Below are 21,321 nucleotides of genomic sequence, written 5' to 3'. Positions count from 1 at the left end.
CTCACGTGAAAACCCGATCCGAAGAACTTCAGGTATTCGTTGCCGTCATCGACTGCGGCTCAATTTCCGCCGCTGCCGAGCAGATGGGCCAGACCCCGTCGGCCGTCAGCCGCACACTGTCGCGCCTGGAGGCCAAGCTCGGTACTACTCTGGTCAACCGCACCACCCGGCGCATGGACCTCACCGAAGAAGGCCGCTTCTTCCTTGAACGAGCGCGCCTGGTGCTGGAGCAGATGGACGAGATGGAAGAGCGCCTGTCGATGAACCGCCAGACCCCGTCCGGGCGCCTGCGCATCAACGCCGCGGCGCCGTTCATGCTGCATGCCATCCTGCCGTGGATCGGCGAGTTCCGCCGTCAGTACCCTGGCATCGAGCTGGAACTCAACACCGACGACCTGATCATCGACCTGCTGGAGCAGAGCACCGACGTGGCCATCCGCATCGGTGACCTTGCCGATTCCAGCCTGCATGCCCGATCGCTCGGCTGCAGCCCGGTCCAGGTACTGGCCAGCCCCGACTATCTGGCGCAACACGGCACGCCGGAAAAGGTCGAAGACCTGAACAACCATTGCCTGCTCGGCTTCAGCCAACCCGAGTCGCTCAACCATTGGCCGTTGCGCCACGCCCAGGGCGACCGCTGGGGCATCCGCCCGGCCTTGATCGCCTCCAGCGGCGAGACCCTGCGTCAGCTGGCGCTGGCCGGGGAGGGTATCGTCGCCTTGTCGCACTTCATGACCCACGAAGACATCCGCGCCGGCCGCCTCAAGGTGCTGCTGAGCGAGGCCAACAACGGCTATCGCCAGCCGATCCACGCGGTGTACTACCGCAACACGCAGCTGGCCCTGCGTATCCAGTGCTTCCTTGATTTCATCCAGCGCAAGTTGGCCATGTACGCCTGCTGAGTTGCCTGAACGCGACAGTTCCTGTCCACAGGCGGCGAAACTTCCTTGGTTTGATTGCACAGTCAGAGCGCTTCGGCCTTACTGACTGCTCAACAAAAACAACACCAAGGAAGTGTCATGCGTATTGTCCCGTTCCAGTACCTGGCTCTGGCAGCCGCGCTCCTGAGCTGTTCCTCGACATATGCCGCCACGTTGGAAGGCGGCGCTGTAGCGGCCCCCGATCAATATGGTGCACAGGTAGCGGCCGACATTCTCAAGAAGGGCGGCAATGCGGTGGACGCAGCTGTAGCCACGGCCTTCACGCTGGCGGTGACCTACCCCGAGGCAGGCAACATCGGTGGCGGTGGCTTCATGACCCTGTTCGTCGACGGCAAGCCGTATTTCCTCGATTACCGCGAAGTGGCGCCCAAGGCTGCCTCGCGCAATATGTACCTGGACGACAAGGGTGAGGTCATCGAGAACCTGAGCCTGGTCGGCGTGCGCGCCGCAGGCGTACCTGGCACGGTGATGGGCCTGTGGGAAGCCCACCAGAAGTTCGGCAAGTTGCCCTGGAGCGAATTGCTGACCCCGGCCATCGGCTATGCGAAAAATGGCTTCAAGGTCGCCGAGAAGCAGTATCAGTACCGCAACGATGCCCAGGGCATGTTCAAGACTGCGACCAACTTCAACGACTATTTCGGCAACATGAAGGTCGGTGAACTGTTCAAGCAGCCGGAAATGGCCCAGACCCTCGAACGCATTGCCGACAAGGGCGTGAGCGAGTTCTATCAGGGCAAGACCGCCGACCTGCTGGTGGCGCAGATGCAGGCCGACAAGGGCCTGATCACCAAAGAGGACCTCAAGGATTACAAAGCCGTGTGGCGCGAGCCGATGGCCCTGAGCTGGCGCGGCAATGTGGTCTATACCGCGCCGCCGCCAAGCTCCGGTGGCGTGGCCCTGGCCCAGCTGCTGGGCATCAAGGAGGATCGCGCGGCGGACTTCAAGGGCGTGGCGCACAACTCGGCGCAATACATCCATCTGCTGGCAGAGATTGAAAAGCGCGTATTCGCGGACCGTGCCGACTACCTCGGCGACCCGGCGTTCACCAAGGTGCCGGTCGACCAGCTGGTGGCCAAGGACTACCTGGCCAAGCGCGCCGCCCAGGTCAACCCGAAAGCCATTTCCGCGACCGACAAAGTCAAGCCAGGCCTGGAGCCGCACCAGACCACGCACTTCTCGATCGTCGACAAGCAGGGTAACGCGGTCAGCAACACCTACACCCTCAACCTCGATTACGGCAGCGGTGTGGTGGTCAAGGGCGCGGGCTTCCTGCTCAACGACGAGATGGACGACTTCAGCGCCAAGCCGGGCGCCGCCAATGCATTCGGTGTGGTCGGCGGTGATGCCAACGCGATCGAACCGGGCAAGCGCATGCTGTCGTCGATGAGCCCGAGCCTGATGACCCGCGATGGCAAGGTGGAGCTGGTGATCGGTACCCCGGGCGGTTCGCGGATTTTCACCTCGATCTTCCAGGTGATGAACAACCTGTACGACTACGGCATGCCGCTGGAGAAGGCCGTGGCGGCGCAACGGGTGCACCATCAGTTGCTGCCCAAGGACACCATCTTCTTTGACGCCTACGCGCCGCTGACCGGGCCGGTGGCCGATGAGCTGAAGAAGATGGGCTATGTGCTGGAGGATCAGGGCTGGGAGATGGGCGATATCCAGGCGATCCGGGTGAACGGAGCGCAGCTGGAGACCGCTTCGGATCCGCGTGGGCGCGGGGTGGGGATGATCGTCAAGTAAACCGCAGGAGGGCGTTGCCCTCCATTCGCGGGGCAAGCCCGCTCCTACAGGTCCCGCATTGATCTGTAGGAGCGGGCTTGCCCCGCGAAAGCGATCTTGAGGTCAGACGCGGAACTGGCTGACCAGCATCTGCAAGTGACCACCCAGGCGCGCCAGCTCTACGCTGGACGCCGCCGTCTCATCACTGGCTGCCGCCGTCTGCTCCGACACATCCCGCACATTCAGGATGCTGCGGCTGATCTCTTCAGCCACCGCGCTCTGCTGCTCGGCCGCCGCAGCAATCTGCTGGTTCATCGACTGGATGCTCGACACCGTACCGGTGATGTTCTCCAGCGAAGCACCGGCCTTGCGCGCCAACTCGACACTGCTGTCGGTCAGCGTGCGGCTGCCCTGCATGGCGTTGGCCACCTGCTGGGTACCGTGCTGCAGGCTGGCCACCAGTTCTTCGATCTCTTCGGTGGACTTCTGCGTACGCTGGGCCAGGCCACGCACTTCGTCTGCGACCACGGCAAAACCACGGCCGGCTTCACCGGCGCGGGCCGCCTCGATCGCGGCGTTGAGCGCCAGCAGGTTGGTCTGCTCGGCCACCGACTTGATCACGTCCATCACGCTGCCGATCTTCTGGCTTTCCTGCTGCAGCAGGTTCATGGCCTCGGTGGAGCGGTGCACTTCCTCGGCCAGGCGTTCGATCTGGCTGATCGCCTCACCCACCACACGGTCACCGGCACGGGCCTCGTCGTCGGCTCCGGTGGCCGCGTGCGAAGCCTGTTCGGCGTTACGCGCCACTTCCTGAACGGTGGCGGCCATTTCGTGCATGGCGGTGGCCACCTGGTCGGTTTCGACCTTCTGGCTGTTGGCGCCGGCGCTGGTCTGCTCGGTCACTGCCGACAGTTCTTCGGCGGCGCTGGCGATCTGGGTAACGCCGTCACGGATGCCGCTGATCAGCTCGCGCAGGGTGGTGCCCATGCGCGCGATGCCTTGCTGCAGCACGCCAATTTCGTCGCGGCGGGTCACGCGCAGGTCGTGGGTCAGGTCGCCAGCGGCGATGCGCTCCACGGCCTGCAGGGTCTCGCGCAGTGGGCGGGTGATCTGCCGGGTGATGACCACGGCGGCAATCACGCCCGCGAGCAGCGCCAGCAGCGTGGCGATGATTTGCAGGCTACGCGCTTGGGCGCTCTCGGCGTCGCGGCGCTCGATCTGGATGTTGTACAGCGCGTCGCTGCGTTTGACGATGTCGGCACCCTGTACGGTCATTTCCGCACGGGCCACGGTGATGGCAGCCACTGCATCGCGGAACTGGCGCACGGCATCGCGGTAGGCCTGGACCGATTGCTCGAACTGCTGCACGCGGGTGGCTTCGGCTGGCAGCTGGCGCTTGAGGTTGTCGATGTCGCCCAGCGCACCTTCCAGCTGGCGCAGGGCGGCCTGCTCGTTAGCGGCAGTGTTGTCGGCAATGTAGCCGCGCACATCGATGCGTACCTGCAGCAGTTGCTGGCGCGCCTTGCTGATCAGCTGATACTGAGCCAGGCGCACGCTGTCGGTCTCGGGGCGGGACATGACGTCCTGGCTGAGCGACTCCATGGCGTCATCGGCCTTGGCCGCTGACACATTCATGGCGTCACGGGCGGCCAGCGAGCTCTTGTAGCCGGCGCGCATCTTGTTCAGCGACACCTTGTACTCACTGATGGTCTGCCCCAGCTCCTTGAGCAGCACGACGTTGGCCGGGCTGGTGAAGGTGGTGACCAGGTATTCCTGCTGCTTGCCGAAAGCGTCGAGCTTGGCCTGGGTGTTGGCAGCGGCGGCATCATCGCCGTTGGCGATCATGTACTGCAGGCGCGCGATGCGCAGGTCGGTCAGGTCCTTGTTGAGCTGGCCGATGTCGCCCATCCAGTTGCTGCGGTCAATCAGGCTGCCCAGGCTGGTCCAGCCGGTCAAGGCCAGCAGGCCGGTTAGAAACAGCACCAGGCCGAAGCCCAGGCCGAGTTTGAGGTTGACGCTGATATTGGCAAACCAGCTGTTCATGCACGCTCTCCAGAAATTCATTCGCTCACTTGATCGTCGATCGCAGGGCGTTGTTGTTCTGGGGCCTGCTGATTCGTGCAGGTGTTATCGGCACGAGGAGGGAAAGCTGAATCGCTTTTTCAACTGATTTGTAATTGCAGGGGCCGCAGAGCGGCCCCAAACGCTCAAAGGCTACGCGCGCTGAAGGTATCGCAACTGTTCACATTGCCTTGGGCAAACCCAGCCTTGAACCAGCGCACTCGCTGCGCCGAGGTGCCATGGGTGAACGAGTCGGGCACCACGCGCCCCTGGCCTTGCTGTTGCAGCCGGTCGTCACCAATGGCATTGGCCGCATTCAGCGCCTCTTCAACGTCGCCAGGCTCAAGCCAGTTCAGCCGCTTCTGCGCCTGATAGGCCCACACGCCGGCCAGGCAGTCCGCCTGCAGCTCCTGGCGCACCAGCAGGCCATTGTCGCCTTCCATGCGCTGGCCGCTGCGCCGCGCGGCATCGACCTTGGCCGACACACCTAGCAAGGTCTGCACGTGGTGGCCGATCTCATGTGCGATCACGTAGGCCTGGGCAAAATCACCCGCTGCGGCAAAGCGGGTTTCCATCTCGCGGAAGAACGACATGTCCAGGTAGACCCGCTGGTCCGCCGGGCAGTAGAACGGCCCGACCGCCGCAGAGGCAAAGCCGCAGGCCGAATTCACCTGGCCATTGAACAGCACCAGCTTGGGATCGCGGTATTGCTTGCCACCCTGGGCGAACAGGGCCTTCCAGGTGTCTTCGGTATCACCCAGGATTGAGGCGACGAACTGCGCCTGTTCGTCATTGGCCGGCGGCGCCTTGCCACCAGCGCCACTCGGCGCAGCCTGCTGTTGCTGCTGATCCATCTGCCCGGCGAGCTGGCCGAGGATCTGCAGGGGGTCCTGCCCGGTGAGCCAGCCAATGCCGACGATCAGCAGTATCGCGCCAAGCCCCAGGCCTTTGCCGCCGCCAAAGCGCATACCGCCGCCACCGCCACCTTCGCCACGGGCATCGACCACGTTGTCGCTGCGCCGGCCTTTTCGCCATTCCATGAAATGCTCTCCAAAGCGTGAAACATGGGGATAAATATTAGTCCACCCCGGGCAAAGGCACTAATGCATAACCATTTGGTTATGGATGGGGCGGCTGATTTCAATATTCAGCTGACGCGACCTATCTGAAACTGCAAGTCCGCCTGCCGTGACAGGCGTTTTCATAATTCCAAGAGAGGAATCCGGCATGCCCGCCCAGGACAACAGCCGCTTCGTGATCCGTGATCGCAACTGGCACCCCAAGGCCCTGACGCCCGACTACAAGACGTCCATTGCCCGCTCGCCGCGCCAGGCACTGGTCAGCATTCCGCAGTCGATCAGCGAAACCACCGGCCCGGACTTTTCCCACCTGGGCTTCGGTGCCCACGACCATGACCTGCTGCTGAACTTCAACAACGGTGGCCTGCCGATCGGCGAGCGCATCATCGTTGCCGGCCGCGTCGTCGACCAGTACGGCAAGCCTGTGCCGAACACCCTGGTGGAAATGTGGCAAGCCAACGCTGGCGGCCGCTACCGCCACAAGAACGACCGCTACCTGGCACCGCTGGACCCGAACTTCGGTGGCGTCGGCCGTTGCCTGACCGACCGCGACGGTTACTACAGCTTCCGCACCATCAAGCCGGGCCCGTACCCTTGGCGCAACGGCCCGAACGACTGGCGCCCGGCGCACATCCACTTTGGCATCAGCGGCCCGTCGATCGCCACCAAGCTGATCACCCAGCTGTATTTCGAAGGTGACCCGCTGATCCCGATGTGCCCGATCGTCAAGTCGATCGCCAACCCCGAAGCCGTGCAGCAGTTGATCGCCAAGCTCGACATGAGCAACGCCAACCCGATGGACTGCCTGGCGTACCGCTTCGACATCGTGCTGCGCGGCCAGCGCAAGACCCACTTCGAAAACTGCTGAGGACCCCGCCATGCCAATCGAACTGCTGCCGGAAACCCCCTCGCAGACCGCCGGCCCCTACGTGCACATCGGCCTGGCCCTGGAAGCGGCCGGCAACCCGACCCGCGACCAGGAAATCTGGAACCGCCTGGCCAAGCCGGATGCCCCGGGCGAGCACATCCTGCTGATCGGCCACGTGTATGACGGCAACGGCCACCTGGTGCGTGATTCATTCCTGGAACTGTGGCAGGCCGACGCCAACGGCCAGTATCAGGATGCCTACAACCTGGAAAACGCCTTCAACAGCTTCGGCCGCACTGCCACTACCTTCGATGCCGGCGAGTGGACCGCGCACACGGTCAAGCCGGGTGTGGTGAACAATGCAGCGGGCGTGCCGATGGCGCCGCACATCAACATCAGCCTGTTTGCCCGGGGGATCAACATCCACCTGCACACGCGCCTGTATTTCGATGACGAGGCCGAGGCCAACGCCAAGTGCCCGGTGCTCAACCTGATCGAGCAGCCGCAGCGCCGCGAGACCTTGATTGCCAAGCGTTGTGAGGTGGACGGGAAGACGGCGTATCGTTTCGATATCCGTATTCAGGGGGAAGGGGAGACGGTCTTCTTCGACTTCTGAGTTGAACCCTGGGCCCGCTTTGCGGCCCATTCGCGGGGCAAGCCCGCTCCTACAGAGTCGTGCAGATTCTGTAGGAGCGGGCTTGCCCCGCGAATGCTTTAACGGCGAACCAGCAGGACGCCGCTCTCCATGTGGTGGGTATAGGGGAACTGGTCGAACAGCGCACAGCGCTCGATGCGGTGTGTGTCCTGCAGCTGGGCAATGTTTGCCGCCAGCGTTTCGGGATTGCACGAGATATACAAAATCCTTTCAAAACGCCGGGTCAGCTCGCAGGTGTCCGGGTCCATCCCCGCACGCGGCGGGTCGACGAACACCGTGCCGAACTCATAGCTTTTCAGGTCGATCCCTTCCAGCCGGCGGAACGGCCGCACCTCGTTCAGCGCCTGGGTCAGCTCTTCCGCCGACAGGCGCACCAGCCGCACGTTATCCACAGCGTTTTCGTCGAGGTTGCTCAGCGCGGCATTGACCGAGGTCTTGCTGATCTCGGTGGCCAGCACCTGGCGCACGCGGGTGGCCAGCGGCAGGGTGAAGTTGCCGTTGCCGCAATACAGCTCCAGCAAATCATCCTCACGCTCGCCGATGGCCTCGAAGGCCCAGCTCAGCATCTTTTGGTTCACTGCGCCGTTGGGCTGGGTGAACGCGCCTTCCGGCTGGCGGTAGCTGAACACTCGGCCGGCGACATCAAGTTTTTCCACCGCGTAGTCGCGGCCGATCACCAGGCGCTTGCCCTTCGAACGGCCGATCACGCTCACGCCCAGATCGGCGGCGAGCTGGCGTGCAGCCACTTCCCAGGCTTCGTCCAGCGGGCGGTGGTAACACAGGGTGACCATCGCGTCGCCAGCCAGGGTGGTGAGGAACTCGACCTGGAACAGGCGATTGCCCAGTTCTTCGCTGGCCTGCCAGGCGGCCTTCAAACGCGGCATCAGTTCATTGATGCGCTGGCTGGCGATGGGGAATTCGTCGATCAGGATCGCCTTGTGCTTGTCGCCTGGTGCGAACATCGCATAGTGCCGCTGGCCGTCTTCGCGCCACAGGCGGAACTCGGCGCGCAGGCGATAATGCTCGCGCGGCGAGTCGAACACGGCCGGTTCCGGTGCGCCAAAGGGCGCCAACAGCTCGCGCAAGCGGGCGACTTTGCCTTCAAGCTGGGTGTCGTAGGCGGAACGATCGAAAACAGCACTCATGCGTTGAACCAGCCCAGCTTGATGACGAACAGGATGGAAAGGATCACCAGGGCCGGGTTCAGGTCGCGGTGGCGGCCAGAGATCAGCTTGACGGCGGTCCAGGAGATGAAGCCGAAGGCGATGCCGTTGGCAATCGAGTAGGTCAGCGGCATGGCCAGGGCAGTCACCACCACCGGGGCGGCCTCGGTGACGTCGTCCCAGTTGATTTCCGCCAGGCCCGAGGCCATCAGCACGGCGACGAACAGCAGCGCCGGGGCAGTGGCGAAGGCCGGCACGCTACCGGCCAGCGGGGCGAAGAACAGGGCCAGCAGGAACAGGATGGCAACCACGATGGCGGTCAGGCCGGTACGGCCCCCGGCGCTCACGCCAGCTGCGGATTCGATGTAGCTGGTGGTAGTCGAGGTGCCTAGCAGGGAACCGGCCATGGCCGCGGTGCTGTCGGCGATCAGGGCACGGCCCATTTTCGGCATGTGGCCGTCCTTGCCCATCAGGCCGGCGCGCTTGGCCACGCCGATCAGGGTGCCGGAGTTGTCGAACAGGTCGACGAACAGGAAGGCGAAGATCACGCTCACCAGGCCTACATCGAGGGCGCCTTTGATGTCCAGTTGCAGGAAGGTCGGGGCCAGCGATGGCGGCATCGAGACCACGCCACCGAACGGCGTCACGCCCATCAGGATCGCGGCGATTGTCACCGCCAGAATACCGATCAGCACCGCGCCACGGACTTTCAGCGATTCGAGGCCGACGATCAGGAAGAAGCCCAAGGTGGCGAGGATCGGTGCCGGCTGCTTGAGGTCGCCCAGGCCCACCAGGGTTGCCGGGTTATCGACGACGATGCCGGCGTTATGGAGCGCGATGAATGCCAGGAACAAGCCGATACCTGCAGCAATCGCCGAACGCAGCGGCAGCGGGATGCTGTTCACGATCCATTCGCGGATGCGGAAGATCGACAGCAGGAAGAACATCACCGCCGAGAGGAACACCGCGCCCAGTGCCACCTGCCAGGTGTGGCCCATGTGCAGGACCACCGTGTAGGTGAAGAACGCGTTCAGGCCCATGCCCGGCGCCAGGGCGATCGGGTAGTTGGCGATCAGGCCCATGGTGGTCGAGCCGATGGCGGCTGCCAGGCAGGTGGCGACGAAGATCGCGCCTTTGTCCATGCCGGTCTCGCCGAGGATGCTCGGGTTGACGAACAGGATGTAGGCCATGGCCAGGAAGGTGGTGACGCCCGCAAGAATCTCGGTGCGCACATTGGTGTTGTGTGCTTTCAGTTGAAACAGCCTTTCCAGCATGCCCGCTCCCAGGGCGCCCACGCGCCGTGAATGTATCGACCCCATCAGCAAAGCACAGACCGTAGCGGATGCCGTGGTTTGTGTGGGGCGGAAAAAAGCCGCGCATCATACCAGCATGCTCGGCGGGGGCCTATCGCCGTTGGGAGCAGGCCTGCGATCAACCGTTGTGCAAGCGGTCGCGTTTGGCCAGCGTCGGGAACAACTTTATCCACACCCCGGTCACCACCAACGTACCCACACCCCCCAGCACCACGGCTGGCACCGTGCCAAACCAGTGTGCTGTGACGCCGGACTCGAACTCACCCAGTTGGTTCGAAGCGCCAATGAACAACCCGTTCACCGCGCTCACCCGCCCGCGCATCTCGTCCGGCGTCTCCAACTGCACGAAGGCGCCGCGGATCACCATGCTGATCATGTCTGCCGCGCCAAGCACCACCAGCACCGCCAGCGAGAACCAGAACGAGGTCGACAGGCCGAAGGCGATGGTCGCCACGCCGAACACCCCGACGGCAGTGAACATGGTCCGCCCAACCTTGCGCTCGACCGGGAACCGGGCCAGCCACAGTGACATCAGCAATGCTCCCACTGCTGGCGCCGAGCGCAGCAGGCCCAGGCCCCACGGGCCGGTCAGCAGGATGTCCTTGGCGAACACGGGCAGCAGGGCGGTAGCACCACCGAGCAGCACGGCGAAGAGGTCTAGCGAGATAGCCCCCAGGATGTCCGGCCGGCTGCGGATGAAGCGGATCCCGGCCATCAGCGATTCGATACTGGCGCGGCCTTTTTGCGGCACCTGCTGGCGCGAGTCGAGGCTGAGCATCAACAGGCAGGCGATGGCGTACAGGGCCACGGTTGGGCCGTACACCCAAATGCTGCCGAAGGCGTACAGGAAGCCACCCACCGCCGGGGCGACGATGGTGGCCGCCTGGGTCGCCGAAGCCGAGGCCGCCACCGCCCGCGGGAACAGCCCCGGCGGCACCACATTGGGCAGCAGTGCCTGGGTCGCCGGCATTTCGAACGAACGAGTGGCACCGAGCAGGAAGGCCAGGACGAAAATCAGTTCGCGGCTGACGTTGTCGGTGGCGCTGCCAACGGCCAGTGCCAGGGCGATCAGCCCTTGCAAGGTCTGGCACAGCGCCGCGACCTTGCGCCGATCATAGCGGTCGGCAACGTGCCCAGTGTGCAGCATGAACAGCACCCGCGGGGCGAATTCGACCAGGCCGACCAGGCCCAGGTCGAGCACATTGCCGGTCAGCTGGTAGAGGTGCCAGCCAATGGCCACGGTGAGCATCTGGAAGCCGCTGGCGGTGAACACCCGGGCCAGCCAGAAGGCGATGAATGGGCGGTGGTGGCGCAACAACTGCGGTGTGGAATCGGACATCGGAAACCTGTTGGCCTCGGCGCAGTAGAGGGGCCCGCAGCGTATCATCTGTTTGTAACAAACGGTTACTGTTTGCCGTAATTGGCACTTTTTCACGGCCTGCGAAAGAGGGTGGGGCAACGGGTCACGCGGCAAACAACCACACGGCCCAGCGGGCTGTTCGGGACTATGCTTCTTGGTAATCGTTGATCTGGATCAATCGTTGCTTTTGCAACGAACAGGCAACGAATTGGCCCTCGGGCCGGAATCCCTGCGATCGAATAGAACAAATCCAATACGCCGCACTCGACTACCGTGGGGGCAGTGGGCGACAGGGCCACAAGCCCGGACGCCGGATTATCTGAAGAGGAAGCACCATGTTCGGAATAGAGGCCTTAGAGCTCGCCCGAATGCAGTTTGCCTTTACTGTGTCGTTCCATATCCTGTTCCCGGCCATCACCATTGGCCTTGCCAGCTACCTGGCTGTCCTCGAAGGCCTCTGGCTGCGGACTGACAAGCAGGTCTACCGTGATCTCTATCACTTCTGGTCGAAGATCTTCGCCGTCAACTTCGGCATGGGCGTTGTCTCTGGCCTGGTCATGGCCTATCAGTTCGGGACCAACTGGAGCCGCTTTTCGGAGTTTGCAGGTTCGGTAACCGGCCCCTTGTTGACGTACGAAGTGCTGACGGCGTTCTTCCTGGAGGCGGGCTTCCTGGGCGTGATGCTGTTCGGCTGGAACCGTGTTGGTCGTGGCTTGCATTTCTTTTCCACCTGCATGGTGGCGCTGGGCACGCTGGTGTCGACCTTCTGGATCCTCGCTTCCAATAGCTGGATGCAGACCCCGCAGGGACACGCGATCATCGACGGCAGGGTGGTGCCGATGGACTGGTTCGCGATTGTGTTCAACCCGTCATTCCCCTTCCGCCTGATGCACATGGCCACTGCCGCTTTCGTGGCCACGGCGTTTTTCGTCGGCGCCTCGGCGGCCTGGCACTTGCTGCGTGGGCGGGACAACCCTGCCGTGCGCAAGATGTTGTCGATGGCCATGTGGATGGCACTGGTCGTCGCGCCGGTCCAGGCTGTGATTGGCGACTTCCATGGCCTGAACACGCTCGAGCATCAGCCGGTCAAGATCGCTGCCATTGAAGGCCACTGGGAAAACGAACCGGGTGAGCCGACTCCGCTGATTCTGTTCGGTATTCCCGACATGAAAGCCGAAACTACCCATTTCAAGGTCGAGATCCCTGTACTCGGCAGCCTGATTCTCACCCATAGCCTGGACAAGCAGGTCCCTGCCATGAAGGAATTCCCCGCCGAAGACAGGCCTAATTCCACCATTATCTTCTGGTCCTTCAGGATCATGGTCGCCATGGGGCTGTTGATGATCGCCGCAGGGCTTTGGAGCCTGCTGTTGCGCAAGGGCGGCAAACTCTACAGTTCACGCCCGTTCCTGTATTTCGTGATGTGGATGGGGCCCTCTGGCCTGCTGGCCATTCTGGCGGGATGGATCACCACTGAGGTGGGCCGCCAACCGTGGGTGGTCTACGGCCTGATGCGCACGGCCGACGGCGTCTCCAACCACAGTTACAGCCAGCTCGGGTTTACCCTGATCGCGTTCGTGGTGGTGTACTTCGCGCTGTTCGGTACCGGCTTTGCCTACATGATGCGCCTGGTCCGCAAAGGGCCACATACCGGCGAAGGCGATAATCAGCGGCCAGGTGGCCCAGGCCAGAAACGTACCCCGGCACGGCCGTTGTCGGCCGCTGACGAGGGCAGTGATGCCATCTCCGCCAACCTGAGCAAGGGGAACTGAGCCATGGGTATCGACCTTCCGCTGATCTGGGCCGTGATCATCATCTTCGGCGTCATGATGTACGTGGTGATGGATGGCTTCGATCTAGGGATCGGGATGCTTTTCCCCTTCGTCAAGGGCGAGCGTGACCGTGACGTGATGATGAATACCGTGGCCCCCGTGTGGGACGGCAACGAAACCTGGCTGGTATTGGGCGGTGCCGGTTTGTTCGGGGCATTCCCGATGGCCTACGCGGTGGTGCTTGAGGCACTGTACTTGCCATTGATCCTGATGCTGATCGGTTTGATCTTTCGCGGTGTGGCCTTCGAGTTTCGCTTCAAGGCCACAGCCGAGAAGCGTCATATCTGGGACAAGGCGTTCATCGGAGGTTCGTTGGTCGCCACCTTCTTCCAGGGCGTGGCGCTGGGCGCCTTCCTCGAAGGCTTCAAGGTCGTTGACCGGCACTTTGCCGGTGGCACCCTCGACTGGTTGACACCGTTCAGCCTGTTCTGCGGCCTTGGGCTGATCGTCGCCTACACGTTGCTGGGCTGTACCTGGTTGATCATGAAGACCGAGGGCGATCTGCAAGTGAGGATGCACGACCTCGCCCGGCCCTTGGCGCTGGTGCTGCTGGCGGTGATCGGCATCGTCAGCCTGTGGACCCCGATTGCCTATCCACAGATTGCCGACCGCTGGTTCAGCATGCCTAACTTGATCTGGTTCATGCCGGTGCCGCTGCTGGTGCTGGTGACCTTTTACGGCTTGTTCAAGGCGGTGGCGCGCAATGCGCACTACACGCCATTCCTGCTGACCCTGGTGCTAATCTTCCTGGGTTACAGCGGGCTGGGCATCAGCCTGTGGCCGAACATCATCCCGCCGTCGATCTCGATCTGGGACGCCGCTGCGCCGCCGCAGAGCCAGGGCTTCATGCTGGTGGGCACGTTGTTCATCCTGCCGTTCATCCTCATGTATACCTTCTGGAGCTACTACGTGTTCCGGGGCAAGGTGACCCATGAAGACGGCTATCACTAGGAGGGCCGCATGATGACCGGTAAACATGGCCTGGAGGACAAGAAACCGCTGTGGCAGCGGCTGGGTTGGCTGGTGCTGATCTGGGCGATGAGCGTGGCGGCCCTGGGTGTGGCCGCTTGGGTAATGCGGCTGTTCATGGGCGCCGCAGGCCTGACCACCCATTGAGTGAAAGGGGGCGCCTGGCGCCCCCTTTTCTTTACTTGCGGGCTTTGAGGATCACGAACTTCGGCGTTGCGGCTACCTGCTCCACCCCACGGAACAATCGCGCCAGCTTGCTGTGGTAGCCCAGGTGGCGGTTGCCGACGATATACAGTGCGCCGCCCACCACCAGCGCCTCGCGCGCCTGCTGGAACATGCGCCAGGCGAGGAAGTCACCCACCACCTGCTGTTGATGGAAGGGTGGGTTGCACAGCACCACATCCAGCGACTGTTTTTCCACCCCGGCCAAGCCATCCCCCGGCATGACCGTGACCGGCCGATCCCCCAGGGCAGCCTGCCAGTTCTCCAGCGCCGACTGCACCGCCATGTACGATTCATCGACCAGGGTGAACTGCGCGTCCGGGTTGGCCAGCGCGCTGGCAATGGCCAGCACCCCGTTGCCGCAGCCCAGGTCGGCTACGCGGGCGTTGCCCAGGTCGCGGGGCAAGTGGGGCAGGAAGGCGCGGGTGCCGATGTCCAGGCCTTCGCGGCAGAACACGTTGGCATGGTTGACCAGTTCGAGCGCTGGAGCATCGAGCTTGTAGCGGCTAGGGTAGGGCGAAACAGTGACCGGGCGCTCGGTAACGGTCGCGGTCAGCAAGCGTGCCTTTTTCTGTGCCAGTGAGGCGTGTACCGGGCCGATGTACTTTTCCAGCAGATCGCCGGCCGCGCGTGGCAGGTGTTTGATCATGGCGCCGGCAATCACCTGGGCGCCAGGTGCCAGGTGGCCTTGCAGGCGGATCAGTTGTTCTTCGAGCAGTGCCAGGGTTTTAGGCACGCGCACCAATACCCGGTCGAACGGGCCTTGCCAGTGTTCGCTGGCCGGCACGAACGGCACGCTGTCGAAGGCCATGTCATTGCGTGCAAGGTTCTTCTCCAGGGCCATGCGCGCCAGGTGCGAGTCGCCACTGCTGACCACCTGCAGGTGCCCGGCCAGGCTGACAGCCAGGGCGCCGAAGCTGTCGTTGAGCACCAGCACGCGGCTACCTGGCTGCAGGCCCTGAGCATACAGCTGCTCGAGCAGGTATTCATCGGCGGCATCGAAGGCCTGCAGCGGGTCGTTGGCCTGGTCCGGCTGGCGGATCAGGTCGAGTTCGGCGTAGGGGGTGGTCAACAGGGGCATGGCGTCTGGCTCGGGTACGGATCTGCCCATGGCGGTTCGCCACGAGCTTAGCTGCGCGATTCTACAGGGCTTTGCCCGAGGCCGCAGGCCTGGCTATTCTTCGATCAGGCCACGCATCATGGCAATGGCGATGGCGCCTGCCTTGTTGGCGGCGTTGGTCTTGGTGATGACGCTGCGGATATGAAAGTTCACCGTGCTCTGCGACAGCGACAGGATGCAGGCCACGTCCGCTGCAGTCTTGCCAGCGGCTGACCATTTGAGCACTTCGATTTCGCGGTCGCTCATTTTCATGGGCTTGCTGAGCAGGGCCAGGTGATGCTCGCTGACAATTGCGTGCAGGGTGTGGCACAGCCACTGGACTTTGCCGGCTTTGTCATACAACTCGGTGATGTCTACCGTATTGCTCGGCCTGCACACGCTGACCTGGCTTTCATTGTGCTGAAGGTCGTGCAGGGACTGTGTCCAGCCATGGCGCAGGCCGTGCGCGCAGGCCTGCTCACGAAACTCGGGCACTTCTTTGTACAGCTCATCGGTCCACAGTATCGGCATCGTCGAGCTATGGCTGCGGGTTGCGGCAGCGTCCTGTTTGTAGAATTCGTCGCGCTGGTAGCGCTCGATCCACGCCTCTGGATAGTTGCTGTAGAGATACAGCCTGGGCGACTGTGCAGCCAGTTGAATACGAAGCTTCAACCCGAGAAACGCCATGTCCAGGTCTTGCGCCAGGTGCACTGCAAGGTCGAACACCTTTTGTGGTGTACTTTCGTTGATCAGTTGATGGAGATGCTCATGATTCCATTGAAGCATCTGGCTCACTCCCTCGGCGGTTACCGATCCAATCCGTTTGCATAACGGAATGATTGTAGGAAAAGACCGACTGTCATGTTGGGATTTTTTGTTATAGAGGCCGCATTTTTCATGTAGCCCGACACGCTTGTCTTGCTGTGCCCCTACTTTCCGGCGGTTTTTATCCAGGCCGCTTTGCGCGACACTGGGCGCACGCCATTCACGGAGCCCGTCATGACCGCCAGTGCCGACAAATTTACCCGCCAGACCCTGCTAGACGTTCAGCCGCTGACGCCGAACCTGTTCAGCCTGCGGGTTACGCGCGATCCAGGGTTTCGCTTCCGGGCCGGCCAGTTTGCCCGGCTGGGCGTGACCAAGGCCGATGGCAGCGTGGTGTGGCGTGCCTATTCGATGGTCAGCGCCCCCCACGATGAATACCTCGACTTCTTTTCAATTGTGGTGCCGGGTGGCGAATTCACCAGCGAGTTGAGCCGCCTGGGCGAGGGCGATGCCTTGTTGATCGACCGTCAGGCGTTCGGCTTCCTGACCCTCGACCGTTTTGTCGGCGGCCGCGACCTGTGGTTGCTGGCGACCGGTACTGGCATTGCGCCCTTCATGTCGATCCTGCAGGACTTCGAAGCCTGGGAGCGTTTCGACAACATCAAGCTGGTGTATTCGGTGCGCGAGGCGAAAGAGCTGGCGTATGTAGATGACATCGCCGGGCTGGAGCAGCGTGACTACCTGGCTGAGTTCGCTGGCAAGTTGCAGTTCATTCCTGTGGTGACACGTGAGCAGCATCCAGGGGCATTGAATGCGCGTATCACTACGCTCATCGAGAACGGCGAGCTGGAAAAGACGGCGGGGCTGGAGCTGTCGCCTGAGCATTCGCGGATCATGCTGTGTGGCAACCCCGAGATGATCGACGAGACGCGCAAGGTGCTCAAGGCGCGTGACCTGCAGCTGAGCCTGAGCAAACGGCCGGGGCAGGTGGCGGTGGAAAACTACTGGTGATGCAAGGGGCCGCAATGCGGCCCCCGCTATTTCATGGCAACCGGTTCTGGCTCTGCGCCTTGAGCAGGTCGCGGATCTCGGTCAGCAGGGTTTCCTGCGGCGTTGGAACCGGCGGCGTGCTCGGCGCCACTGCTTCTTCACGCTTGAGCTTGTTGATCGCTTTCACGCCCATGAAGATGGCGAAGGCGACGATGATGAAGTCGATCACGGTCTGGATGAACTTGCCGTAGGCCAGCACCACGGCCGGTACATCGCCTTCGGCAGCCTTCAGGGTGATTGCCAGGTCGCTGAAGTCGACGCCGCCAATCAGCAGCCCCAGTGGTGGCATGACCACGTCCCCGACGAACGAGGAGACGATCTTGCCGAAGGCCGCGCCGATGATGATACCGACCGCCATGTCGACGACATTACCTTTGACCGCGAAGGCCTTGAACTCACTGAGCATGCCCATGTTTGATTCCTTGTAACAAATGGTGAGGTTAACGCAGTGTAAGCCACCCGAGCGCTTCATGCGTTGGCTTAAGGTGTAGTGACTGCGGTTAGAACGAATAGTTTTGTCGCATCTCGACGCGTTCGAGACACGTCGGCCTCAGCTATCATGGCGGTTTTTTTCCAGGAGACCCTGCACATGGCCAAGGCCAAGCGTTTGTATGGCTGCACCGAGTGCGGCGCGACCTTCCCCAAATGGGCCGGCCAGTGCGCCGATTGCGGGGCCTGGAATACCCTGGTCGAAACCATGATCGAAAGCGGCGGCGCGGCGGCCCCCAGCGGCCGCGCCGGCTGGACCGGGCAGCAGGCGCAGATCAAGACACTGGCCGAGGTCAGCGTCGAAGAGATCCCGCGCTTCACCACCAGCAGCACCGAACTCGACCGCGTGCTTGGTGGTGGTCTGGTCGATGGCTCGGTGGTGCTGATCGGCGGTGACCCGGGGATTGGCAAGTCGACCATTCTGCTGCAGACCCTGTGCAACATCGCCACGGCAATGCCTGCGTTGTACGTCACTGGCGAAGAGTCGCAGCAGCAGGTGGCCATGCGCTCGCGGCGCCTGGGCCTGCCCCAGGACCAGCTCAAGGTGATGACCGAGACCTGTATCGAAACCATCATTGCCACGGCGCGGGTGGAAAAGCCGCGGGTCATGGTGATCGACTCGATCCAGACCATCTTCACCGAGCAGTTGCAGTCCGCCCCCGGTGGCGTGGCTCAGGTGCGCGAGAGCACGGCGTTGCTGGTGCGTTATGCCAAGCAGAGTGGCACGGCGATCTTCCTGGTCGGCCACGTCACCAAGGAAGGCTCGCTGGCCGGGCCGCGGGTGCTGGAGCACATGGTCGATACCGTGCTGTATTTCGAGGGCGAATCCGATGGCCGCCTGCGCCTGTTGCGGGCGGTGAAGAACCGCTTTGGCGCGGTCAACGAACTGGGCGTGTTCGGCATGACCGACCGTGGCCTGAAAGAGGTGTCCAACCCGTCGGCGATCTTCCTCAACCGTACCCAGGAAGAAGTGCCCGGCAGCGTAGTCATGGCCACTTGGGAAGGTACCCGGCCGATGCTGGTCGAGGTGCAGGCGCTGGTCGATGACAGCCACCTGGCCAACCCGCGGCGGGTCACCCTGGGCCTGGACCAGAACCGCCTGGCCATGCTGCTGGCGGTACTGCACCGGCATGGTGGCATTCCCACCCATGACCAGGACGTGTTCCTCAACGTGGTGGGGGGGGTGAAGGTACTCGAAACAGCCTCGGACCTGGCATTGCTGGCAGCGGTGATGTCGAGCCTGCGCAACCGGCCGCTGGCCCATGGGTTGCTGGTGTTTGGCGAGATCGGCTTGTCGGGCGAGGTGCGGCCTGTGCCCAGTGGGCAAGAGCGTCTGAAAGAGGCGGCCAAGCATGGCTTCAAGCGCGCCATCGTGCCCAAGGGCAATGCGCCGAAGGAGCCGCCAGCGGGGTTGCAGGTGATTGCCGTGACCCGCCTGGAGCAGGCCCTTGATGCCTTGTTCGAGTAAACGAAAAAGGGGAGCCGATGATGCGCATCGACTCCCCCCACCTCACCGCTCAGTCAGCGGTCAATGTTCGGCAACCGCACTGCGCCTGGGCGCCTGGTTGCCGTGCTCGTCCATCTCCATCACCGGCACTTCGTTGCCATCGGCATCGAACAGCTTGCCGTCCTTGAAGTAGTCACCATCACGCAGGCACGAGATGTCCGAATACTGGATGGTGCGCTCGTAGGCTGCGGCAAATACCGACTGGTTCTCCGAGTTGCCCGTCTTGAAGTGGTTGAACAGCAGGTTCAGCAGGATGGCCATGATTGCCGCCGAGCTGATCCCCGAGTGGAAGATGGTCTCGAACCAGTTCGGGAAGTTGTGGTAGAAGGTCGGCGCAGCGATCGGGATCATGCCAAAGCCCAGCGAGGCCGCCACGATGATCAGGTTGACGTTGTTCTTGTAATTGACCTTCGACAGGGTGCGGATACCGCTGGCGGCCACGGTGCCGAACAGCACGATGCCTGCGCCGCCCAGCACAGGGGTAGGCACTGCGGCAATGACCCGGCCCATCACTGGCAGCAGGCCGAGCACCACCAGGATCACGCCACCGGTGGCCACCACGTAGCGGCTCCTGACCCCGGTCACGGCCACAAGGCCGACGTTCTGGGCAAAGGCGCTCTGGGTGAACGAACCGAAGATCGGCGCCAGGATGCTCGACGCCATGTCGGCGCGCAGGCCGTTGCCCAGGCGCTTGGAGTCGACCTTGGTGTCGATGATCTCACCCACGGCGAGGATATCGGCCGAGGTTTCCACTAGGGTCACCATGATCACGATGCACATCGACAGGATCGCGGCGATGTGGAATTCCGGCATGCCGAAGTGGAAAGGGGTAGGGAAGGCGAACATCGGGCCTTGGCTGACCTTGCTGAAGTCGGTCATGCCCAGCGCCCAGGCGATCAGCGTGCCGACCACCATGGCCAGCAGGATCGACAGCCGCGAAATGGTCGCGCTACCGAGTTTGCTCAGCACCAGGACGATGGCGAAGGTCAGTGCCGCCAGGCCGATGTTGGCCACGCTGCCGAACTCCGGCGAAGCGCTGTTGCCGCCCATCACCCAGCGCGCGGCAACCGGCATCAGGGTCAGGCCGATGGTGGTGATGACGATACCGGTCACCAGCGGCGGGAAGAACTTGGTAATCCGCGAGAACACCGGGGTGATCAGGAAGCCGATCACCGACGCTGCCATCACCGCGCCCAGCACGCCCGGCAGGCCACCACCGCCCTCGCTGCTGAGGATGGCGCCCATGGTCGCCACACCGGCGAACGACACGCCTTGCACCAGCGGCAGCTGGCAACCGAAGAACGGGATACCCAGCGTTTGCAGCAAGGTCGCCAGGCCACCGGCAAACAGCGAAGCGGCGATCAGCATGCCAATCTCTGCACCATTGAGGCCGGCTGCCTGGCCCAGGATCAGCGGTACCGCGACGATCCCGCCATACATGGTCAGCACATGCTGCAGACCATAGGCCAGGTTGGCACCCAGCCCGAGGTTTTCGTCCTCGGGGCGCTGGGCGGGAGACGTGCTAGGGGACGTAGTCATGGAGCAGGCTCTCTGTTTATTGTTGTGCCGCTACTGTAGACATTTCCTACAAAACATTGCTACATAAATTGTATACAAGTTTTTGATTGGAGCGCGAACAGCCGGCCTTGCGGTGTGTGCAAAACCTCAATGCAGAACGCGTACCAAGTCAGGAAATTCGGTGTTAGAGAGGTGTGTACAAAGCGCTGCTACCCAGGCAGAAAGCTGTCTGGGTAGACAAGAAACAGAAGGTGGGAAGGCTGTTAGCGAGCTAACACATTCTATTCTTCGATGAGTTCTCGCAGTTCGCGCATCATTTCGGTGCCATCAGCCAGGTTCAGTTCCACAAGACGGTGCAAATGGCTCATCGACTCGACGTCGATATACAGGCAGATGAAGCCTAGGCGGGTGGGCTCCTCGTGACGCAATTCCACCTGCATCTGTACCCGCACCCCGGGGTTCAGGTGGATGACCGCATCGAAGTCCTGGGTCAGGTCAGCGTCCCAAGGGGCGGGGCATTCGACCAGCATGCCCTTGAGCGAAACATCCAATAGTTTTACCGGCCAGCGGCGGTCGCCCTGGCGCAGTTCGGTGGGGGCATCGAAATCGATACGCTGGAAGCGGCGGCGTTCGTCGTGATCGCTCATGGGCGGGCCCTCGGGTGACATCCTGACTATAGTTAGTGGGATACGTGCATCAGGTACT

At 62.7% G+C, this 21,321-nt stretch carries 19 protein-coding genes; 9 read left to right on the top strand and 10 right to left on the bottom strand.

The window, feature by feature from the left end:
• The first annotated feature begins 5 nt into the window (after window positions 1-5).
• Window positions 6-902: a LysR family transcriptional regulator gene (locus tag APH28_RS09460; protein ID WP_060508728.1), complete on the top strand. Its 897-nt coding sequence runs from the start codon at window positions 6-8 to the stop codon at window positions 900-902.
• Window positions 903-1,019: 117 nt separating this feature from the next.
• Entirely contained in the window at window positions 1,020-2,687 is a 1,668-nt protein-coding gene (ggt, locus tag APH28_RS09455; RefSeq protein WP_060508726.1) for a gamma-glutamyltransferase, read from the top strand.
• Window positions 2,688-2,789: 102 nt separating this feature from the next.
• Here ggt and APH28_RS09450 read toward each other — a convergent pair whose 3' ends face one another.
• Together APH28_RS09450 and APH28_RS09445 are read right to left on the bottom strand one after the other, a co-directional pair.
• Window positions 2,790-4,709: a methyl-accepting chemotaxis protein gene (locus APH28_RS09450; protein WP_060508724.1), complete on the bottom strand. Its 1,920-nt coding sequence runs from the start codon at window positions 4,707-4,709 to the stop codon at window positions 2,790-2,792.
• 164 nt (window positions 4,710-4,873) lie between these two features.
• Window positions 4,874-5,767: a neutral zinc metallopeptidase gene (locus APH28_RS09445; RefSeq protein ID WP_060508723.1), complete on the bottom strand. Its 894-nt coding sequence runs from the start codon at window positions 5,765-5,767 to the stop codon at window positions 4,874-4,876.
• A gap of 187 nt (window positions 5,768-5,954) precedes the next feature.
• Here APH28_RS09445 and pcaH point away from each other — a divergent pair, with 187 nt between their 5' ends.
• Together pcaH and pcaG are read left to right on the top strand one after the other, a co-directional pair.
• Window positions 5,955-6,674 carry a protocatechuate 3,4-dioxygenase subunit beta gene (gene pcaH, locus APH28_RS09440; RefSeq protein WP_060508721.1) on the top strand — a complete coding sequence of 240 codons (720 nt, stop codon included), beginning with the start codon at window positions 5,955-5,957 and terminating at the stop codon, window positions 6,672-6,674.
• 10 nt (window positions 6,675-6,684) lie between these two features.
• Complete coding sequence (gene pcaG / locus APH28_RS09435; protein WP_060508719.1) at window positions 6,685-7,290, top strand: protocatechuate 3,4-dioxygenase subunit alpha; 606 nt, start codon at window positions 6,685-6,687, stop codon at window positions 7,288-7,290.
• A 98-nt stretch (window positions 7,291-7,388) separates the two neighbouring features.
• On the opposite strand, the gene trmA is transcribed toward pcaG, so the two are convergent.
• From trmA to APH28_RS09420, 3 genes are all read right to left on the bottom strand, one after another.
• Complete coding sequence (gene trmA, locus APH28_RS09430; RefSeq protein ID WP_060508718.1) at window positions 7,389-8,474, bottom strand: tRNA (uridine(54)-C5)-methyltransferase TrmA; 1,086 nt, start codon at window positions 8,472-8,474, stop codon at window positions 7,389-7,391.
• Window positions 8,471-9,766: an NCS2 family permease gene (locus APH28_RS09425; protein ID WP_060508716.1), complete on the bottom strand. Its 1,296-nt coding sequence runs from the start codon at window positions 9,764-9,766 to the stop codon at window positions 8,471-8,473. Before APH28_RS09425 ends, trmA begins: the two co-directional genes overlap by 4 nt.
• A gap of 157 nt (window positions 9,767-9,923) precedes the next feature.
• On the bottom strand, window positions 9,924-11,144 hold the full coding sequence (locus APH28_RS09420) for an MFS transporter (RefSeq protein ID WP_060508714.1): 1,221 nt from the start codon (window positions 11,142-11,144) through the stop codon (window positions 9,924-9,926).
• A 356-nt stretch (window positions 11,145-11,500) separates the two neighbouring features.
• Here APH28_RS09420 and APH28_RS09415 point away from each other — a divergent pair, with 356 nt between their 5' ends.
• The 3 genes from APH28_RS09415 to APH28_RS09405 are packed head-to-tail and all read left to right on the top strand — an operon-like array spanning window position 11,501 to window position 14,113.
• Window positions 11,501-12,937, top strand: coding sequence for a cytochrome ubiquinol oxidase subunit I (locus tag APH28_RS09415; protein ID WP_060508711.1), 1,437 nt, complete (start codon window positions 11,501-11,503; stop codon window positions 12,935-12,937).
• Window positions 12,938-12,940: 3 nt separating this feature from the next.
• Complete coding sequence (gene cydB / locus APH28_RS09410; RefSeq protein WP_060508709.1) at window positions 12,941-13,948, top strand: cytochrome d ubiquinol oxidase subunit II; 1,008 nt, start codon at window positions 12,941-12,943, stop codon at window positions 13,946-13,948.
• Window positions 13,949-13,957: 9 nt separating this feature from the next.
• Window positions 13,958-14,113 (top strand): DUF2474 domain-containing protein, encoded by a 156-nt coding sequence (locus tag APH28_RS09405; RefSeq protein WP_060508707.1) that lies wholly within the window; start codon window positions 13,958-13,960, stop codon window positions 14,111-14,113.
• Window positions 14,114-14,144: 31 nt separating this feature from the next.
• Here APH28_RS09405 and APH28_RS09400 read toward each other — a convergent pair whose 3' ends face one another.
• Both APH28_RS09400 and APH28_RS09395 read right to left on the bottom strand, forming a co-directional pair.
• Entirely contained in the window at window positions 14,145-15,269 is a 1,125-nt protein-coding gene (locus tag APH28_RS09400) for a methyltransferase (RefSeq protein ID WP_060508706.1), read from the bottom strand.
• 93 nt (window positions 15,270-15,362) lie between these two features.
• On the bottom strand, window positions 15,363-16,073 hold the full coding sequence (locus tag APH28_RS09395) for an autoinducer binding domain-containing protein (RefSeq protein WP_060508704.1): 711 nt from the start codon (window positions 16,071-16,073) through the stop codon (window positions 15,363-15,365).
• Window positions 16,074-16,286: 213 nt separating this feature from the next.
• On the opposite strand from APH28_RS09395, the gene APH28_RS09390 reads away from it, so the two are divergent.
• Window positions 16,287-17,063 carry a ferredoxin--NADP reductase gene (locus APH28_RS09390; protein ID WP_060508702.1) on the top strand — a complete coding sequence of 259 codons (777 nt, stop codon included), beginning with the start codon at window positions 16,287-16,289 and terminating at the stop codon, window positions 17,061-17,063.
• Between the two features lie 31 nt (window positions 17,064-17,094).
• Here APH28_RS09390 and mscL read toward each other — a convergent pair whose 3' ends face one another.
• Entirely contained in the window at window positions 17,095-17,514 is a 420-nt protein-coding gene (mscL, locus tag APH28_RS09385) for a large-conductance mechanosensitive channel protein MscL (protein ID WP_060508700.1), read from the bottom strand.
• A gap of 177 nt (window positions 17,515-17,691) precedes the next feature.
• Here mscL and radA point away from each other — a divergent pair, with 177 nt between their 5' ends.
• On the top strand, window positions 17,692-19,059 hold the full coding sequence (radA, locus tag APH28_RS09380; protein ID WP_060508699.1) for a DNA repair protein RadA: 1,368 nt from the start codon (window positions 17,692-17,694) through the stop codon (window positions 19,057-19,059).
• 60 nt (window positions 19,060-19,119) lie between these two features.
• On the opposite strand, the gene APH28_RS09375 is transcribed toward radA, so the two are convergent.
• Together APH28_RS09375 and APH28_RS09370 are read right to left on the bottom strand one after the other, a co-directional pair.
• Window positions 19,120-20,637 (bottom strand): nucleobase:cation symporter-2 family protein, encoded by a 1,518-nt coding sequence (locus APH28_RS09375; protein WP_060508697.1) that lies wholly within the window; start codon window positions 20,635-20,637, stop codon window positions 19,120-19,122.
• A gap of 260 nt (window positions 20,638-20,897) precedes the next feature.
• On the bottom strand, window positions 20,898-21,263 hold the full coding sequence (locus tag APH28_RS09370) for a PilZ domain-containing protein (protein ID WP_060508695.1): 366 nt from the start codon (window positions 21,261-21,263) through the stop codon (window positions 20,898-20,900).
• Window positions 21,264-21,321: the final 58 nt, after the last annotated feature.

It is taken from the genome of Pseudomonas sp. NBRC 111124 (assembly GCF_001320245.1).
GTDB lineage: Bacteria > Pseudomonadota > Gammaproteobacteria > Pseudomonadales > Pseudomonadaceae > Aquipseudomonas.
The sequence above is the reverse complement of the archived record's forward strand: the minus strand, read 5'-3'. Positions and strand labels throughout refer to the sequence as shown.

Excerpts from the sequence above, each read along its gene's own strand:
- APH28_RS09405 (WP_060508707.1), top strand. The coding sequence starts at position 13,958 with ATGATGACCGGTAAACATGGCCTGGAGGACAAGAAACCGCTGTGGCAG.
- APH28_RS09400 (WP_060508706.1), bottom strand. The coding sequence starts at position 15,269 with ATGCCCCTGTTGACCACCCCCTACGCCGAACTCGACCTGATCCGCCAG.
- APH28_RS09445 (WP_060508723.1), bottom strand. The coding sequence starts at position 5,767 with ATGGAATGGCGAAAAGGCCGGCGCAGCGACAACGTGGTCGATGCCCGT.
- APH28_RS09415 (WP_060508711.1), top strand. The coding sequence starts at position 11,501 with ATGTTCGGAATAGAGGCCTTAGAGCTCGCCCGAATGCAGTTTGCCTTT.
- APH28_RS09370 (WP_060508695.1), bottom strand. The coding sequence starts at position 21,263 with ATGAGCGATCACGACGAACGCCGCCGCTTCCAGCGTATCGATTTCGAT.
- ggt (WP_060508726.1), top strand. The coding sequence starts at position 1,020 with ATGCGTATTGTCCCGTTCCAGTACCTGGCTCTGGCAGCCGCGCTCCTG.
- APH28_RS09395 (WP_060508704.1), bottom strand. The coding sequence starts at position 16,073 with ATGCTTCAATGGAATCATGAGCATCTCCATCAACTGATCAACGAAAGT.
- APH28_RS09425 (WP_060508716.1), bottom strand. The coding sequence starts at position 9,766 with ATGCTGGAAAGGCTGTTTCAACTGAAAGCACACAACACCAATGTGCGC.
- pcaH (WP_060508721.1), top strand. The coding sequence starts at position 5,955 with ATGCCCGCCCAGGACAACAGCCGCTTCGTGATCCGTGATCGCAACTGG.
- APH28_RS09390 (WP_060508702.1), top strand. The coding sequence starts at position 16,287 with ATGACCGCCAGTGCCGACAAATTTACCCGCCAGACCCTGCTAGACGTT.
- cydB (WP_060508709.1), top strand. The coding sequence starts at position 12,941 with ATGGGTATCGACCTTCCGCTGATCTGGGCCGTGATCATCATCTTCGGC.
- pcaG (WP_060508719.1), top strand. The coding sequence starts at position 6,685 with ATGCCAATCGAACTGCTGCCGGAAACCCCCTCGCAGACCGCCGGCCCC.
- APH28_RS09375 (WP_060508697.1), bottom strand. The coding sequence starts at position 20,637 with ATGACTACGTCCCCTAGCACGTCTCCCGCCCAGCGCCCCGAGGACGAA.
- APH28_RS09450 (WP_060508724.1), bottom strand. The coding sequence starts at position 4,709 with ATGAACAGCTGGTTTGCCAATATCAGCGTCAACCTCAAACTCGGCCTG.
- trmA (WP_060508718.1), bottom strand. The coding sequence starts at position 8,474 with ATGAGTGCTGTTTTCGATCGTTCCGCCTACGACACCCAGCTTGAAGGC.
- APH28_RS09420 (WP_060508714.1), bottom strand. The coding sequence starts at position 11,144 with ATGTCCGATTCCACACCGCAGTTGTTGCGCCACCACCGCCCATTCATC.
- radA (WP_060508699.1), top strand. The coding sequence starts at position 17,692 with ATGGCCAAGGCCAAGCGTTTGTATGGCTGCACCGAGTGCGGCGCGACC.
- mscL (WP_060508700.1), bottom strand. The coding sequence starts at position 17,514 with ATGGGCATGCTCAGTGAGTTCAAGGCCTTCGCGGTCAAAGGTAATGTC.